This is a genomic window from Paenibacillus sp. Paensp38, assembly GCF_059491915.1.
In genome coordinates this window covers 1,074,071-1,090,059 of the sequence record NZ_CP168516.1, presented here as the reverse complement: position 1 = coordinate 1,090,059, position 15,989 = coordinate 1,074,071, and the positions used below count along the sequence as shown (strand labels likewise).

Genomic DNA, 15,989 nt, shown 5'->3' with positions numbered 1-15,989 from the left:
ATACAGGGTTCCAGCTTTTTGTTACCTTGATATTTTTTTAAAATGGTCAAAACAGAATTTTTAAAATACTTTCTTCAAAGATGATGGTTTCACTCCGTATTCCCGAAAAAATTGCTCTGAAAATGCACTCACATTACTGTATCCTACAGCCATCGCAGCTTCTGTTACATTGCTCTCCTGGCTTCGAAGCAGCTTCATCGCATAATCGAGACGAATTTGGCGCAAATATTCAAATACAGTCGTTCCAAAACATGCTTTGAATCCTTTTTTTAATTTAAAATCGTTTAATCCTACTTTTTTGGATAATGCGATCAGTGAAGGAGGATCAATCATGCTGGATTCAAGGATTTGCCGAGCCATATGCAACTTTCTGACATCTTCTTTAGATAATCCTTCGGGCATGGGGGTTAAATCAAATAATTGAATCATAAGTCGATTTAAAATCTCTAGTGCTGCTGCTTCCATTAATAAAGGCGATCTATGCACACTTTTCAAGTCTTTGATCAAATGTTCAATCAGCACTATACTTCTGTGATCCAGTTCAAAACCAAAGTGATGGAATGCAGCCCCCTTCAGAATTTGATTAAATTCAATAGCTACCTGTCGACGAGCCGCCAACTGTGAAGCCGCATAATTAAACAACGAAACAGGAATGCCAAGTGCAAATGATTGGTATTGTTCGTTAACCGGAGGATGGAAGCGTGCTTTGAAATCCTGTAAAAAAATAAGAGCCCCCCGCCCCGATGGGAGTGTATAGTCCAGACCAGCTATATTCACATGACGTTGCCCCGAAAGTGCAAATTGAAGTTCAATCATTTGTCCTCTGGAAGCAAAGTTCGTCGGGTAAGGCTCGTGATATTGAATGTGCGAATACACAATCTCGATTCCGCTGTAAGTTGTAACTCGGTAAATATGTCCGTTACCCGCTTCTGGTAACATCATATAGGTATGCTCGTTTTGTTTTCTAAACGGAGTTTTTTCTAAATAATGCTGATATATTAATGATAACGAATTTGAATTCACAAGCGTCACCTCAAAAGTTTTCATTAATTTTGATGATTCAAATGAGAATCATTATCATTAATATTAGCTGAATTTGAATGGTTTGACCAGACTTATTGGAGTATGCTGTAGTGATATTCGGGGAATCTATTAATCCCAATCCATATAAAACGTTGCTTTCAATTTCCCCTTTTCACATGCTGGGCAACTTAAATGAACAGGCACATTGTTTTCAATGTGTTCCTGCTCCATAACACTCGCGCATCTAGGACAAGCATAAGAAATTTTATACTGTGATGAGTCCGATATCATCTCAATAAACAGTTCATTGCGGATGGCCTGACAGACCGGACATACATATATCGCGTCATAAGCATCATATCTCGTCGAAGGGTTGCCTATGAATTCCCCAATACGTCGTTTAAGGACAGTATCCTGTACAAACGAAGCAATGGATTCCAAACTCATATATAATAAACCAAACCCCACAAATATGTTCTTAGTATAAGCACAGGTATCACAGTCCAGCTTGTACGCTTCCCCCATGTTTATCCTCCCCAACTCTTCATGCGGTTATTGAAGCCTCATTTATTTCTTTACGAGACTTGCTGCATGCGTGACCCGGTTTCTCCCGCCACTTTTGGAAGCATACAGAGCTAAATCCGCTTGATGAACAATTGTTTGTTCCGTATCCGCTTGCGTAACCGTTGCCACGCCAATACTCACAGTAATGCTGTATTCTCCCCAATCCCTTGAGGCCGTCATGGAACGATATTTTTCTGCCGTACGAATGGCTTCCTCTTGATCGTTGCCCGGAAGAATAATGACAAACTCCTCGCCACCATAACGAGCGACAATATCCATCTCCCGTGACATGGATTGCAGTAATTCTGCCAGATTCGTAAGCACCAGATCGCCCACCGGATGACCATAAGTATCGTTAATACTTTTGAAACGATCAATATCAATGATAAGCAGCGAAAAAGATATTCCGCTCTCATGAAAGGACGCGAGGCTAGCTAGTAATTGATCTTGGAAATATCTTCTATTCTTTAGCCCAGTTAACGGGTCGGTTGATGCCATCGTTTCTAGCTGGAGATTGATCCTCACTAATTCCTGCTGCTTGATTTCATATTCTTCGTGCAACCGTTCAAGCTTCTGGTTGGCTTCATTCGTCGCCTGATATAATTCCTGAAGCTTGGTTTTGGTCTGTAGTATATCTTTTTCGTGTTCAATACGCTTACGCATCACAAGCACTACACAGTCAATCACTGCTTCTCCATTTCGTTCCTGGCGAATTCCGTTTAGAAGTACAGGCACATCCTGTCGATCACTTGTGCGAAACGAAAAGTACATCTCATCGACACGCCCGTACAACTGGATGTATGGATAAAAATAAGTATGAAAAAATAGCTTGTTGGTAACAGACATTGTCATTTCAATCGGCCATCCGAGCAATTGATCGCGTTCATAAAGAAGCATGTCCAATAACGTTTGGTTTACCGATTGAATGATCCCAGCGTCCGAAATTGAAAAGTATCCACAGGGAGCTTTATCTAATTGAATATCCATTAAATGACTGCCTTTCTTTCGATATTACACACTAGCTAAATATTCTTTGATTAAATCGCTCGTTTCTCCTGGTTGGCTTAAATGAGGATAATGCCCCTTTGCTCTCATCTGCTGAAGTCTGCTATTTCTAAGATGGGTGTGTAAATAGTCCCCTACCTCAATCGGAGCAATACTATCATCTGAGCACTGGAGTATAAGTGTAGGAACCGAAGCATGCTGAAGATCAACACGGCAATCTGAAAAAAATGTAACCTCTGCGAATTGCCGTGCAATATGAGGATCTCTTGAACAAAATGCCTTTTCCAATTCTTCGGTTAAGTCCCCTCGCTCGGGATTCTGCATAGCAATGGGCGCCATGTAACTAGCCCAGCCAATAAAGTTCATTTGCATCATATCCAGTAATTCATCAATATCACTCTTATCGAAGCCCCCATAATAAGAAGGCAGGTCATTCACATAGCGTGGAGAAGGACCGAGCATGACAATGCGTTCAAAATATTGAGGGCTGCGGATGGAGGCGAGCATTCCGATCATGCTGCTAACGGAGTGTCCAACGAATATGGTATTTCGTAAGTCTAACGCTTCCATAATATCCAGCACATCTTGGGCATATCCTTGCAAGTCACTGTATTTTTGGGAATCATAGTATTTTATTTGGGAATCTCCGGAACCAACATAATCAAATAAGACGATTTGGTAGTTGTCGATAAAGCTAGGGACGATATAACGCCACATATCCTGATCGCATCCAAAGCCGTGAGCAAATACAATCGTCTGGCTGCCTGTGCCCAGCACTTTTATATTATTACGTAGGAGAATATCAACGGTCAACGTAAATCACCTCTCTGAGGTAGTATCTGTTCTATGGCTTCTCTTCCCTATTATATCGGAAAAGTTTCGATTATGGATAATGACTCTCATTCATAAATCCAGCGTTCAATGATCCCTTTTACCTTGTGCACATGTTGCTGTGATAAGGAACAAATAATAACCAATTCGTTTTTCCCATTTGTATCTAACCAATAGTGAACGTCATCCTCTTCATTAACCGTTTCTTGAATGATTCTGATGGATTTATGACTTATTTTTGATTTAGCCGAAAAAATGGGGTTCATATCCATGACTTTCTGACCATTAGAAAAGGATGTATTGTAATAAGGAATCACCCAGTTCTCCTTATCCTGATCTTGTACTACATTTAGAAATACACGCACCCAATAATCCTCTAGTTCTGTGTAACTCTGTTCATTCAACTCATTCAAATTCATACATGTAACCACCCATCTTATACACTGGTTGTCTGACGGCTTGCAAGGATTGTTCAATACGCCCTGTTGCTTCCTTGGTGCCCGTAGACATTTTGCGGATTTCTGTAGCGACAACCCCAAAACCTGCTCCTGCGTCACCCACCCGAGCAGCTTCAATCCAGCATTTAATCCAAGCAGGTAATATGTATCCACTTCCTCAAATTTTGATATCAGCCCTACCCTCTATTTCGTCATTTTCACCCCATGTATTTAGTGAAGCAGCGCGTACCGATTAAAATTGGCACGCGCTGATGGTATGACTTTTATGAAACAGGTACTAAGGTTTAATCCAACTGCTCTCCATTGGTTTCGATCACATTCTTATACCAATAAAAGCTCTTCTTTCTGGATCTGGCAAGTGTCCCTTTGCCTTCATTATCCTTATCGACGTATATAAACCCATAACGCTTTTTCATTTCTCCGGTTCCCGCACTGACCAGATCAATACATCCCCATGGCGTATACCCTATTAGGTCCACTCCATCAGCAATTGCTTCTTTCATTTGCTCAATGTGTTGCTTCAGATAATCAATTCGATAATCATCGTGAATGGAGCCATCTTCTTCCACTGTATCTACGGCGCCAAGACCATTTTCAACAACCATTAACGGGATTTCATATCGGTTATAAATATTATTGAGGGACCATCTCAATCCCTGTGGATCGATCTGCCAATCCCAGGCACTTGCTTTTAAATGAGGATTCTTTAAGCCCATAGATAAATTCCCTCCCACCTTCTCCTGGTTAGGATCGGCACTGACACAAGTAGAAGAATAATAGCTGAAAGTATAGAAATCTACGCAGCCTTCTTTTAAGATGTCCTCATCTCCTTCTTGCATTGTGATCTGAATATTATGATCTCTAAAATAGCGTTTGGCAAATCCCGGATAAGCTCCTCTTACTTGGACATCTGAGCATAGGAAATTACTTAAGTTATCCTTTTGTTGAGCCAGCAGAATATCATCAGGATGACATGTAAGTGGGTAGGAACACATATAAGCAATCATACAACCGATTTTAAAGTCCTTGTTGATTTCATGACCCAGCTTTACAGCCTTTGCACTGGCAATAAATTGATGATGCAACGCCTGATACAGAACCTGCTCATCCTTCACTATAGCATGGGCTAGCTCTCCATTCCCCTCCGGCATCATAGCTCCAGCCATGAATGCTCCAAATGACAAGGTTAAAATATTGATTTCATTAAAGGTTAACCAGTATTTTACGACATTTTTGTATCTGTTAAAAAGCACTTCACAATATCTCACATAAAAATCTACGACTCTGCGATCTGACCAACCATTATATTTTTGGGTCAAATGAAACGGTGCTTCATAATGTGAGATTGTAACCAAAGGCTCAATATTGTACTTTTTCAATTCTGCGAATACACGATCATAGAACTGCAAGCCTTGCTCATTCGGCTCTGCATCATCTCCGTTAGGAAATATTCTTGACCACGCAATGGACATCCTAAAGACCTTGAATCCCATCTCTGCAAATAAGCGGATATCCTCTTGATAGCGGTGGAAAAAATCAATAGCCTCGTGACTCGGGTAGTTCACTCCTTCTTCCAGCATAGGTGTAATTCTTCGGGAAGTCGTATGCGTTCCAGCCGTAATCACATCAGCAGTGCTTAAGCCTTTACCTTCTTCATTATATCCACCTTCAAATTGGTTGGCAGCCGTTGCACCTCCCCATAAAAATCCTTGTGGAAATTCCAATGTAGTTGTATTTTTCATTGTTTAATTCCTCCTCAACATTAATTAGGATTAGACTACGACGGTCAATAAGTCCTCTTGATACTCAATTGCCTTTTTCTCTGTTTCAATGACATCCAGGTAATTCGTAGTATTGGCAACGATAACAGGTGTGGTCAAAACATACCCAGCCTCTTTTATAGCTTCCATATCAAACTCCATAAGCAGCTCGCCTTTTTTAACAGCATCCCCCTGTTTTACTTTAGGATAGAAGTGTTTGCCTTTTAATTTGACCGTATCTTTGCCTACATGGATGAGGACTTCAACACCGTGATCACTTGTAATGCCAATCGCATGACCTGACGAAAATAATGATGTTAATACACCATCTACAGGTGAAACGACCTTACCTTCAGAAGGTTCAATGGCAATCCCTTTACCCAAGGCACCTGTCGAAAAGGCTTCATCTGTTACTTCAGATAAAGACTTCACTTCACCTTTTAATGGACTCATCACCGTCTCTTGTTTTACTAAAACTTCTCCTTTAGCTGCTCCCGAGGTGTTATCTTCCTTTTTAGCTTCTTTCACTTCATCATCTTTAAATCCGCCAAAGAACATAAGCAAGAAGCCTAATACAAAGCTTACCAGGATACCGATAACAGCCCCATAAAATCCGCTGTCTATTCCTGCCGGACTGATATAGCTCGGGATAGCAAAAATACCCAATCCACCAATGATATAACCTTTCGTTCCCATCATTCCTATAATACCGCCGCCTACTGCAGATGCTATGCAGCTTAAAATAAATGGTTTCTTACGTGGTAATGTAATCCCGTAAATCGCTGGTTCTGTCACACCAAAAATCCCGGAGATGACAGCTGGAATGGAAAGTGATCTCAGTTTTACATTTTTGGTTTTAAACAAAATTGCCAGTACGACGCCCGTCTGAGCAAAGGAAGCTCCCAGCGTAGCCGCAAGAATCGGATCGAATTTAAGAACGGCTAAGTTGTTCATAGCGATAGGAACAAGTCCCCAGTGTAATCCAAAGATAACAAACACTTGCCAGAAAGCGCCCATGATTATGCCTTCAATCATTGGACTTAAGTTATACACAAAGAGGGTTGCTGCCCCAAGCAGTTGACCTGCCCAAGTCGAGAGAGGTCCAATCACAATCAATGCTAAGGGTACAATAACTAACAATGTGAAAAACGGAACCAAAAATGTTCTCACTACGCTAGGGATTACCTTTTTAAAGAAGTTTTCTATTTTTGAGCCTACATAGGTGGATATGATAATTGGAAGAACGGTTGACGCATAACTCATCAGAATGACCGGAATGCCTAAGAAGGTGATATATACCGGTGACTCAAATATAGTACCGCTAAATAGAGTGTATAGTGGTTTGCCCGAGGCTGTTATCGTGCTAAATGTTGGGTACACAAGGGATGCACCTATAGCCATACCTATGAAAATGTTGGCATTGAACTTTTTAGCTGACGTATACCCCAGGAAAATAGGAAAGAAGTAAAATAAACAATCACCTAAAGCATTGAGAATTTGATAGGTACCCGATGTAGTGGTCAGCCAGCCCAAAGCTACAAATAGGGCAGTGAAGCCCTTAATCATACCTGTGGCACTTAAGACACCTAACGTGGGTGTAAATACACCTGAAATAGTATCAATGAATCTATTGAACAAACTCATTTTTTCACCTGATGCTTCTTCTGAATCTCCTGTCTGAAAACCACCCACAGCAGTAACATCAGCATAAACCTCAGGTACATGGTTACCTATAACAACCTGGTATTGCCCGCCACTCTTTACCACAGTGACAACACCATCCATATTTTTCAAAACCTCTGTATTGGCTTTACTTTCATCTTTTAGTTTGAAGCGCAAGCGTGTAATACAATGAGTTAGACTATTCACATTTTCTTTGCCGCCGACATTTCTGATGATGTCTTTTGCTAATGTCTCATACTTCATTGTAATTTCCCCTTTAATTGTATTTATAAAAAAAGGCGAAACCAAAATAGATCAAATTCGATCTAGGTTGGTTTCGCCTGCATTACCAGTAACAATCCAAGAGTTATTCAATTTTGTCTTTGGGTCACACGCTGAATATGAATCGTGATATACAGCTTTTCCTCATCTGACAATACCATATCCAAGTATTTCTCAATCTTCAGCATGCAGCCATAAGCCTTTTTGTACTTTGCTTTCACTTGCCTCCATAAAAAATCGTCTTCCAGTTCTACTTTTTCTTTTTTATTTAATCGCTGAAAGAAGAATCTTAAATGTGTAATAAATCGCTCATAACTGATCGAGTGTTCATCTATGTTGGTATTATAAGAGTATTTAATAATATTCAAGATGTCGTGTATTTTTTGAGTTTGCTGAGCAACATTTGCTACCTTGTTGTAGGAGCTGTTTACTTGAGCATTGATTAAATGAAGAGCAATATTACCTGCTTCATCTTCTGACAATCGTTTGCCTGTTTCGTCTTCAATAAACTCCAGCGCTTTTAAGCCAACCGCAAATTCTTTGGGATAAAATTTTTTGATCTCCCAAATTAACGGATTTGCATTTTTAAACCCTTCATCAAACATTTTAAATGCATTGTTCATGTGATCCGTAAGCGAAACATATATATAATCGCTCAATTGTACTTCTAATATGCTTTTTCCATATTCAATGATGTCATAGCATAACGAAACATATTCTGATGGAACATCCTCTAACAATAACTTAAATTTCTCTGAAGCATCTTTATGTTTAAGCACAAAGACCTTTTCAATTAGATGCTCTTCTACTTGTTCGCCTGCATTCTTTTTGAATGCAATACCACGACCCATAACAACAAATTCATCTCTTTTTTGATCTTTGGCTATTATGGCGTTGTTATTAAAGATCTTCGTTATGATCATCTAACTGCCCCCCTTATCCCATCAAATTTAAAAAAGGATTTAGATGCTGGGCGAAATTTCAGATAGGTCACAAGACGGTAATAGCCGATCAAATCTTCGTCGTAAATCAAATTCAAATGTATTGATTTACAATTCCGTGTTATGAAAACGCATTCGTAATAAGAGACAAAGCCTTACGTTTTCCATCATTGATCTTGAGTGCTCCCAAACCGATCTGATATTCCGTTCTGAAAATGGATATAGTCGGTTAACCACGTCCCATGACATCATTTTTCGGATGTCGATTCGTTGGTCGACGTCATCATCTTTGTTGTTCAGCACTTGTAAGGCTTTATATCACTCACCTTTCTGCGTTATGGCTGGGCAGATTTTCATATCATGCAGGATATCGCAAAGCATGTATTCTAAAAAGAAAAGGCAAAACCCAACACATGGAAATTGAATTCCATGCCTCGGGTTTTGCCTTTTCAGTAACAATCCCAAAATCATAATAACATCGAATTTAAGTTTTGCCAACAAAAATGTTTGCGCTTTCTTTTTCGGAGCAACCACATCAAATACAACACACTATCATGGTATAAAATGTCATCCGCCAATGTAGGACATGTTAATCTTTTTTTTGTTGTTAGCTGTCTGCTCCGTACGTTCATCGGAATACCGGTCTGTACGTTGTTCCCATACTGAAGTAATCACATCGAGTAGTTCCTGGTCATCCGCTTCATTACGAAGCATCTGGCGTAAATCGAATCCGCCTGAAGCAAACAAACATGTATAAAACTTGCCATCGCACGATAAGCGGGCGCGTGTACAAGACGAACAAAATGATTCAGAAACCGAAGTAATAAAACCAATCTGTGCGTCGCTGTCTTTATAACGGTAACGTTTTGCCACTTCTCCAAAGTAATCCCGATCCATCGGCTCCAGCTCGTACGCATTCTTAAGTCGTTCAACAATTTGTTTTTTGGTTAGTACCTTTTTGAAGCTCCATCCGTTGTCATTCCCTACATCCATAAACTCGATAAAGCGAAGGGTTATTCCCTGCTCCTTAAAATAAGCGGCCATCGGCAAAATCTCCGAGTCATTAACGCCTTTTTGAACGACCATATTGACCTTGATTTCAAAGCCGATTTCTCTTGCATATTCGATCTGCTTCAAAATAAAATCAGGCTTAATCCCCCGCCCATTCAATCGCCCAAATAGCTCAGGGTCCAGAGCGTCCAGACTGACATTAAGCCGTCGTAGCCCCGCGTCATAGAGAGGCTTAGCCTGCTGTCCTAGCAGCACACCATTGGTGGTCAAGCCGATATCTTCCACTCCGTCAATGGACAGGATTTGGGAGACCAGGTCGGATAGATTCCTGCGCATTAATGGTTCGCCGCCCGTGAGTCGGATCTTTTTTACACCCAGGGATACAAAGAGCTTCGTTAGCCGGTGTATCTCTTCAAACGACAGACATTCATTTTGAGGAAGAAAGGCGTAATCGTCACCGAATATTTCTTTGGGCATGCAATAGGAACAACGGAAATTGCAGCGGTCCGTAACCGATATACGCAGGTCACGAATTGGCCGCTGCAACGTGTCTTTCAGTGGATAAAAATTCATACGCCCTCTCCTTTCTAGTTGTTTAGCATCGTTATTATTAGCCACCGTTGACTGGGGGAATGAAGGCTGCAATGTCTCCATCCTGTAATACATCCGTAGACAACGCATACTCCTCGTTTATCGCAATTCGCACAGACTCGATCGGCATATCTGGATATTGATCTGTTATCCAATTGGATAAATCGCCTACCGTTTGGCCCGCCAAATCTGCCAATTCTTCTGTTTTTCCCGTCACCTCACGGAGTCCCGCAAAGTAGTACAGCTTAATCATGACTGATCTCCCCCGGCTTTTTCTTTTGATCTCCGACCCACTGCGTTCCACCTTCCCAAATCTCTCGTTTCCAAATAGGAACTATTTCTTTAATTCGTTCGATCGCGTATTCATTTGCCTTATACGCATCCGAACGGTGAGGTGAAGAAACGGCAATGACAACGGCGATATCACCGATTTTAAGCTCGCCAATGCGGTGCGCGATTGCCACTCGCGTCCCTTCCCATTTCTGTTCGATTTCGCGACCAATCTCTGTGAGTTTTTTTTGGGCCATGGGGACATAGGCCTCATAAGCAAGGTATAAGGTCCGTACGCCTTGAGTCCATTCTCGTACGTGCCCTGTAAAAATAGTCACCGCTCCTGCTTCCGGCCTTAGGACATAATCCGCATAACCCTGCGGGATAATGGGCTCCGTCACGATTTCAAATACACTCATCTTTTCCACCTTCCAGCCCCCGGACAATCCACTCTCCGGTGACAGACTCTTTAAATATTTCTGCTTTTTGTATCTATATCTCATTTAACCGAACAGCTGATGATATAGTTTTTGACCGTTGGCAACACTCCGTACACCGTGTATGAGAAGCCTTCCGTTTTTGAATAAAATCATTCGATGCTTAAAAGCATAAAATTCAACGAAATAAGGGGTTCTTTTTACACGATCTGCTATAAGCCTGCCCATTTTTTCTGCATCATCGAGCGTGATCGGACGTTGTGGGTCTGGAAGAACCTGTACCACGTTCCGTCCGCACAGAGCAGCATACGCCGAGCGACGTGATGCTGTCAGTGCAGGAAACGTAGGATGTTCTCCACAGGCTGGACAATCTTGGTTACGGATGCGGGAAATCCCTATGTCCATCTGCGTGTTCTCCCATAGATCAAATAGATGAACCTTGCGACGCATCTTATCACGTCCGCCGCTCAGCCACTTCATGGCTTCTGCACATTGGAGGGCGGCTGTCACCTGGACTGCGGGTGAGATGATTCCAGCCGTATCGCAGGTCTGATTGATCGCAGGCAGCGATGGCAGAAGGCAGCGTAAACAAGCTGACTCGCCCGGCACGAATGGAAAAACAACGCCTGTGCTTCCAACACAGGCTCCATAAATCCATGGAATTCCTGCCTTCAGTGCAGCATCGTTGATCAGCAGACGAGTTTCGAAATTGTCCGTAGCATCCATCAGTAATATACTCTTGCTGGCAAGTTCTAGAACAAGCTCAGCATCTAAATTATCGAGATATGTGTGCAAGCGCACGTCTTCTCGTATGGCTTTCAGCCTTTTTTCGGCTGCCATAACCTTGGGCTGCATTTCCGCGGCGTCCTGCTCCGTGAACAGCTGCTGACGTTGCAGATTCGACATCTCTACGTAATCCCTGTCAACAAGATGGAGCTCCCCAACGCCCGCTCTTACCAGTGTTTCGGCAATGGCAGAACCCAGTGCCCCGCAACCGATAATGGTGACGACAGCAGCGGATAGATTACGCTGCCCTTCGCCACCAATGGGTCTAAATAAGATCTGTCTGGAATAACGCTCATTCATTAGATTGTGTCCCTTGATAATACAGCCATATGACGAGGATCAGGCTAGCCAGCGCCACTTGGGAGAGCAGCATGAATCCAATGGAGTAATGGCCAGTAGCGGCATGAATCGTCGACAACAAGATCGGAGGGAAAAAGCCACCGAGACCGCCCATCATGGATACAATTCCGTTAACTATACCTGCTTGTTTATTAAAATAAAATGGAACTAGCTTGAAGATGACGCCATTCCCTACTCCAGCACATACAGCGATCGCCAAGCAGCCTACTGTATAAAGGGTGATCCCTGGTGAAAAAGCCAAAAGAATCGCAGCGACCGTATAAACAGAGAACGTGCCTACCAGCAGGAACAGAGGCTGAAACCGATCCGCCAGCCAGCCACCGATAGGGCGGAAGAAAGTAGCAATCGCAATAAAGCCAGCTGTACGCATCCCTGCATCCACTTTGGTCAGTTCAAAATTTGATACCAGGAAATTCGGCAAGTACACCGTGAACGCTACAAATGAGCCAAATGTAATAAAATAAAAGAGCGAGAAAAACCAAAGCTTCTCATTTTTATAAACCCCTTTGATCTGCTCCATAATGGGCGTCTTCACTTTAGCTTCATGACGATCCCCAAAGAAGAAATTCAAAACGATAAAAACAAGCAGCAGAATGAGATACAGCTTCACTGTAGGGGCCCAGCCGATTTGGGTAGCCACAATAGGGGCCGAGAAGGTAGTGACGGCTGTTCCCAAGTTTCCTATACCATACATTCCATTTACAAACCCATGCTTTTCCTTTGGATAATACTTCGGCAGCGAAGTCACCCCAACCGAGAACACAGCTCCTCCAATCCCAAGGAACAAGCCACCAATAATTAAATCCGTCATCGTAGAAGCTTCACTGATATAGTAGACGGGAAACAAAAGCAAAATAAAGCTAACGAGAAAAACGATTCTTGCTCCGAAGATGTTGGCATAATAACCAAGCGGGATGCGCAGAATCGAACCAAGCACGACCGGAATCGCCGTGACCATGGCCAATTTTCCGGGCGGAATAGCAATATCCTCCGTAATGAACGGCATAAGCGAAGAAATGATAACCCATACCATGAATCCAAGAATCAAGTTCAATGTTTGTAACGGTAACTGCATTTTTCTAATCATTTAACTCACCTTTTCAACGTTTTTTCTGTCGAATTATTAAATTGAATTTCTGTCCCCATTGTAGCCGCTAGCCGATCTGTTCGAATATAGGGGACTCCCCTTTACCCGACAGGGGACTCCCTGAAAATATAAAAAAGCCGCTTCTATAGGAAGCGGCTTGGTCTTTTTAAGAGATAAGTGTATTTAATTTGTCACATAACTTGGTTAGATCATTCCGATTGATCTGTTGCTCTGCCATAGGAAAAAGTACAGTTTCTTCTTTTATAAAATGTACAGTCAGCACTTCAAAGGCCTCTCCCGCGTTCTTGGCTGCCTCTTGAATGTCATCAAGCGTGAGCAAACTCAAATCGCCCTCCGTCTGATGAAGAAAATGATCGATATAGCCCTCTATTTCACGGTGCTCCTCCTGTATACCGACGAGCGGTCCCTGCTCAAAACCAATGTAGGTTCCTAGCATAGAAAAGAAGTGTTCTTCTTCCTTTTCGGTATGTTTCTTGAGGGGTACCCTAAAGTCGAGAATCTGCATTCTCAGTTTTTCCAGTTGCTTGCGGCCTTCTTCCAAATCTAGTATTCTGTGCTGCTCAAACCACAATACAATGGCATGCCATTCATCCATCAGATATGTTAGATATCGATGCTCATTTTCAAGAATACGCATGGCAGGTTTGGAAAAGCGCAGTTTCTCATTTTCCAGCACGCGGATTTCCTCCATTCATCGGCTAAAAATCCAGCATTTTTTTCTTTAATGCATATTGGACCAGTTCAGGCCGGCTTCTTAAATTCAATTTTTCCATGATCTTCGCTTTATTTGCTTCCACCGTCTTGACAGAGATGAACAGCTTTTCCGCAACTTCCTTGTTACCGTAACCTTTTGCGACCAGAGGCAGAATCTCCAGTTCCCGCTTGGACAGGATCTCATAAGGATCTTCTGATTGTGACGTTGTATCTTTTTTGATGAACTCACGAACGAGAGAAGTAGCCATTTTAGGATGGATATAAGTCCCACCCCCATGAATGGTTCGTATGGCAAGTAATAGCTCCTCATCTGGAGCATTTTTCAAAACGTATCCTGAAGCACCATTCTTTAAAATATGAAAAAGATATTCTTCATCGTCATGCATGGTCAAAATCAGAATTTTAGTATCAGGGTGGTCTTCTTTAATCTTGCCTGTGGCGATCAATCCACTTTCGCCTGGGGGCATGCTGAGGTCCATGATTAGAATATCCGGACGATATTTAGCTACCATCGTATACGCTTCAATGCCATCCGCAGCCGTTCCGACAACCTCCATATCCGATTGGAAGTTCAAAATCATGGAAAATCCGCTTCGTACAATAGCATGGTCATCCGCTAACACAATTTTGATCAAGTCTCTATTCCTCCTCTTGGCCAATCGGAATTTGCAAAAAGACTTTGGTTCCCTGACCCACATTTGATAGGACGCCAAAACTTCCGCCTACCAGCTCTGCTCGCTCCTGCATGCCATATAAACCTAATCCCGTTCCAATAGGCTGGCTCCCCTTTTCAAAGCCAATTCCATCGTCCTCTACAGTCAAACGAAGCGTATGATCGTGCTCAGTCAAAGAAACTTTAACCATGTCTACCTGGGCATATTTTAAGGCATTGAGAACAGCCTCTTGGCAGACACGGTAAATGACCGTTTCCTTTTCACTTCCGTATCGCTTTTGGGGAAGATCCGACACAAATTCAACGACAAGACCAAAGCTTTGTTCAACCCTCTTAAAGTGGGAACGAAATGCCGCTTCAAGCCCAAAATCATCAAGTGTGGCGGGGCGTAGTTCCACAGACAGGTTGCGGATATCATCCAGCAATCGCGTCATGGATGCTTCAGTCTGCTTCATGTTTTTGATGAGCTGTTCATCATTCGTCATGTATTTTAACACCCGCAGCTCAACAACCGCACTCATCAATTCCTGGGCGACGCTGTCGTGCAGTTCCCTGGAAAGCCGTTTACGCTCATTTTCCTGCGCTTCAATGACATGCTTCATCATTTTGTTTTGATACAATTTTTCCTGCGTCTGAAATTGCGGAGTCAAGTCCCTCAACATCAACACCCTTGTTCCATGTTCAGAATCAATGGTGTGAAAAGAAGCGGCATAGGGGATCATTCCGTTGCTCTTTGTTTCCAGATATACCTGAAAAGAAGCGAAATCCTTGGATTCTGGCATATTGAAATAACAATCAAGGCAGGTACGGGGCTCCGTTTCGCTTGTATAGCCCCTGCATGTTCCACACAAAGCTTTTTCCTTCCCTTCATAGAGTTGAATGAGGACGTCATCGCTCACAATCTCCTCCGCTGCCGGGTTCATAGCTAGGGTGTTCCCTTGCCCATCAAAAAAGAAAATGGCTTCTGTACTGTTCTCAAACAACTTCACCATTAGCGCATTCAAAGAGCCAGTCCCTACAGATAATGTCAATTACATCACTTCCTTCCCGTTCAACTCTCCAAATCCCCTATGCGCCAAAGCTTCCAAATCACGCATCATGGCTGCGGTCATCAGCAGTTCTTCCCGAAATCCACCAAGCAGTACGCCCGCGACGCGAGCATCATTCCATAGGGGAACAGCCCCGAGACTCTTGAGTTTCTCGGATTGAACGATCGGGTAGTTAAACAGGTTGTCTGCCCCCACATATTGATGAACAGATGGAATGAAAACGGATTTCCCAGTTTTGAACACGACTCCTGCTATGCCCTTTCCGGATTGCAGTACAATTCGCTTAAAGCGATCATTTAAATTACCGGCTGCATTTTTCCATTTAATTACGTATTGATATTCGGCCGGTTCAACCAGAGCAAGCGCCATGAAATCATAACCGAAATGTTCGCGTATTCGCTCAAGCTCCCTTTGATAATCCATCCTATTATTCATCGCTCTCTCCTAATAGAATTAGGAAAGAA

General features: G+C 42.5%; 17 protein-coding genes and 1 pseudogene. All 18 read right to left on the bottom strand.

All coding sequences use genetic code 11. The annotated features are described in order from the left end of the window. Window positions 1-60: 60 nt before the first annotated feature. On the bottom strand, window positions 61-1,023 hold the full coding sequence (locus tag ACEN8J_RS04875) for a helix-turn-helix domain-containing protein (protein ID WP_495594287.1): 963 nt from the start codon (window positions 1,021-1,023) through the stop codon (window positions 61-63). A 129-nt stretch (window positions 1,024-1,152) separates the two neighbouring features. Beyond that, window positions 1,153-1,548, bottom strand: coding sequence for a hypothetical protein (locus tag ACEN8J_RS04870; RefSeq protein ID WP_029515498.1), 396 nt, complete (start codon window positions 1,546-1,548; stop codon window positions 1,153-1,155). 42 nt (window positions 1,549-1,590) lie between these two features. Further along, complete coding sequence (locus tag ACEN8J_RS04865; RefSeq protein ID WP_495594286.1) at window positions 1,591-2,574, bottom strand: sensor domain-containing diguanylate cyclase; 984 nt, start codon at window positions 2,572-2,574, stop codon at window positions 1,591-1,593. Window positions 2,575-2,598: 24 nt separating this feature from the next. Beyond that, window positions 2,599-3,405 carry an alpha/beta fold hydrolase gene (locus ACEN8J_RS04860; RefSeq protein ID WP_069010507.1) on the bottom strand — a complete coding sequence of 269 codons (807 nt, stop codon included), beginning with the start codon at window positions 3,403-3,405 and terminating at the stop codon, window positions 2,599-2,601. 86 nt (window positions 3,406-3,491) lie between these two features. Then, on the bottom strand, window positions 3,492-3,842 hold the full coding sequence (locus ACEN8J_RS04855) for a hypothetical protein (RefSeq protein WP_029515501.1): 351 nt from the start codon (window positions 3,840-3,842) through the stop codon (window positions 3,492-3,494). A 13-nt stretch (window positions 3,843-3,855) separates the two neighbouring features. Continuing rightward, a pseudogene (locus ACEN8J_RS04850) lies at window positions 3,856-4,019 on the bottom strand (methyl-accepting chemotaxis protein); the annotation flags it as partial. Window positions 4,020-4,165: 146 nt separating this feature from the next. Then, window positions 4,166-5,623, bottom strand: a complete 1,458-nt coding sequence (locus tag ACEN8J_RS04845; protein ID WP_495594285.1) for a glycoside hydrolase family 1 protein — start codon at window positions 5,621-5,623, stop codon at window positions 4,166-4,168. Window positions 5,624-5,653: 30 nt separating this feature from the next. Then, complete coding sequence (locus ACEN8J_RS04840; RefSeq protein WP_029515503.1) at window positions 5,654-7,567, bottom strand: beta-glucoside-specific PTS transporter subunit IIABC; 1,914 nt, start codon at window positions 7,565-7,567, stop codon at window positions 5,654-5,656. Between the two features lie 107 nt (window positions 7,568-7,674). Continuing rightward, on the bottom strand, window positions 7,675-8,508 hold the full coding sequence (gene licT / locus ACEN8J_RS04835) for a BglG family transcription antiterminator LicT (protein WP_495594284.1): 834 nt from the start codon (window positions 8,506-8,508) through the stop codon (window positions 7,675-7,677). Window positions 8,509-9,093: 585 nt separating this feature from the next. Continuing rightward, window positions 9,094-10,110 (bottom strand): GTP 3',8-cyclase MoaA, encoded by a 1,017-nt coding sequence (gene moaA, locus ACEN8J_RS04830; protein WP_029515505.1) that lies wholly within the window; start codon window positions 10,108-10,110, stop codon window positions 9,094-9,096. A 37-nt stretch (window positions 10,111-10,147) separates the two neighbouring features. Continuing rightward, window positions 10,148-10,381 carry a MoaD/ThiS family protein gene (locus tag ACEN8J_RS04825; protein WP_495594283.1) on the bottom strand — a complete coding sequence of 78 codons (234 nt, stop codon included), beginning with the start codon at window positions 10,379-10,381 and terminating at the stop codon, window positions 10,148-10,150. After that, window positions 10,374-10,817 carry a molybdenum cofactor biosynthesis protein MoaE gene (locus ACEN8J_RS04820; protein WP_069010504.1) on the bottom strand — a complete coding sequence of 148 codons (444 nt, stop codon included), beginning with the start codon at window positions 10,815-10,817 and terminating at the stop codon, window positions 10,374-10,376. Before ACEN8J_RS04820 ends, ACEN8J_RS04825 begins: the two co-directional genes overlap by 8 nt. 84 nt (window positions 10,818-10,901) lie before the next feature. Further along, the gene (locus ACEN8J_RS04815; protein ID WP_069010503.1) at window positions 10,902-11,921 is read right to left on the bottom strand and encodes a ThiF family adenylyltransferase; all 1,020 of its coding nucleotides are present in this window, start codon (window positions 11,919-11,921) and stop codon (window positions 10,902-10,904) included. After that, window positions 11,914-13,068 (bottom strand): nitrate/nitrite transporter, encoded by a 1,155-nt coding sequence (locus ACEN8J_RS04810; RefSeq protein ID WP_029515509.1) that lies wholly within the window; start codon window positions 13,066-13,068, stop codon window positions 11,914-11,916. Before ACEN8J_RS04810 ends, ACEN8J_RS04815 begins: the two co-directional genes overlap by 8 nt. 166 nt (window positions 13,069-13,234) lie before the next feature. Beyond that, window positions 13,235-13,765: a hemerythrin domain-containing protein gene (locus ACEN8J_RS04805; protein WP_029515510.1), complete on the bottom strand. Its 531-nt coding sequence runs from the start codon at window positions 13,763-13,765 to the stop codon at window positions 13,235-13,237. A 22-nt stretch (window positions 13,766-13,787) separates the two neighbouring features. Beyond that, window positions 13,788-14,435 carry a response regulator transcription factor gene (locus tag ACEN8J_RS04800; protein ID WP_023989699.1) on the bottom strand — a complete coding sequence of 216 codons (648 nt, stop codon included), beginning with the start codon at window positions 14,433-14,435 and terminating at the stop codon, window positions 13,788-13,790. Between the two features lie 7 nt (window positions 14,436-14,442). Next, entirely contained in the window at window positions 14,443-15,507 is a 1,065-nt protein-coding gene (locus tag ACEN8J_RS04795) for a PAS domain-containing sensor histidine kinase (RefSeq protein WP_029515511.1), read from the bottom strand. Beyond that, window positions 15,508-15,960: a GAF domain-containing protein gene (locus tag ACEN8J_RS04790; protein WP_029515512.1), complete on the bottom strand. Its 453-nt coding sequence runs from the start codon at window positions 15,958-15,960 to the stop codon at window positions 15,508-15,510. Between the last annotated feature and the right edge of the window lie 29 nt (window positions 15,961-15,989).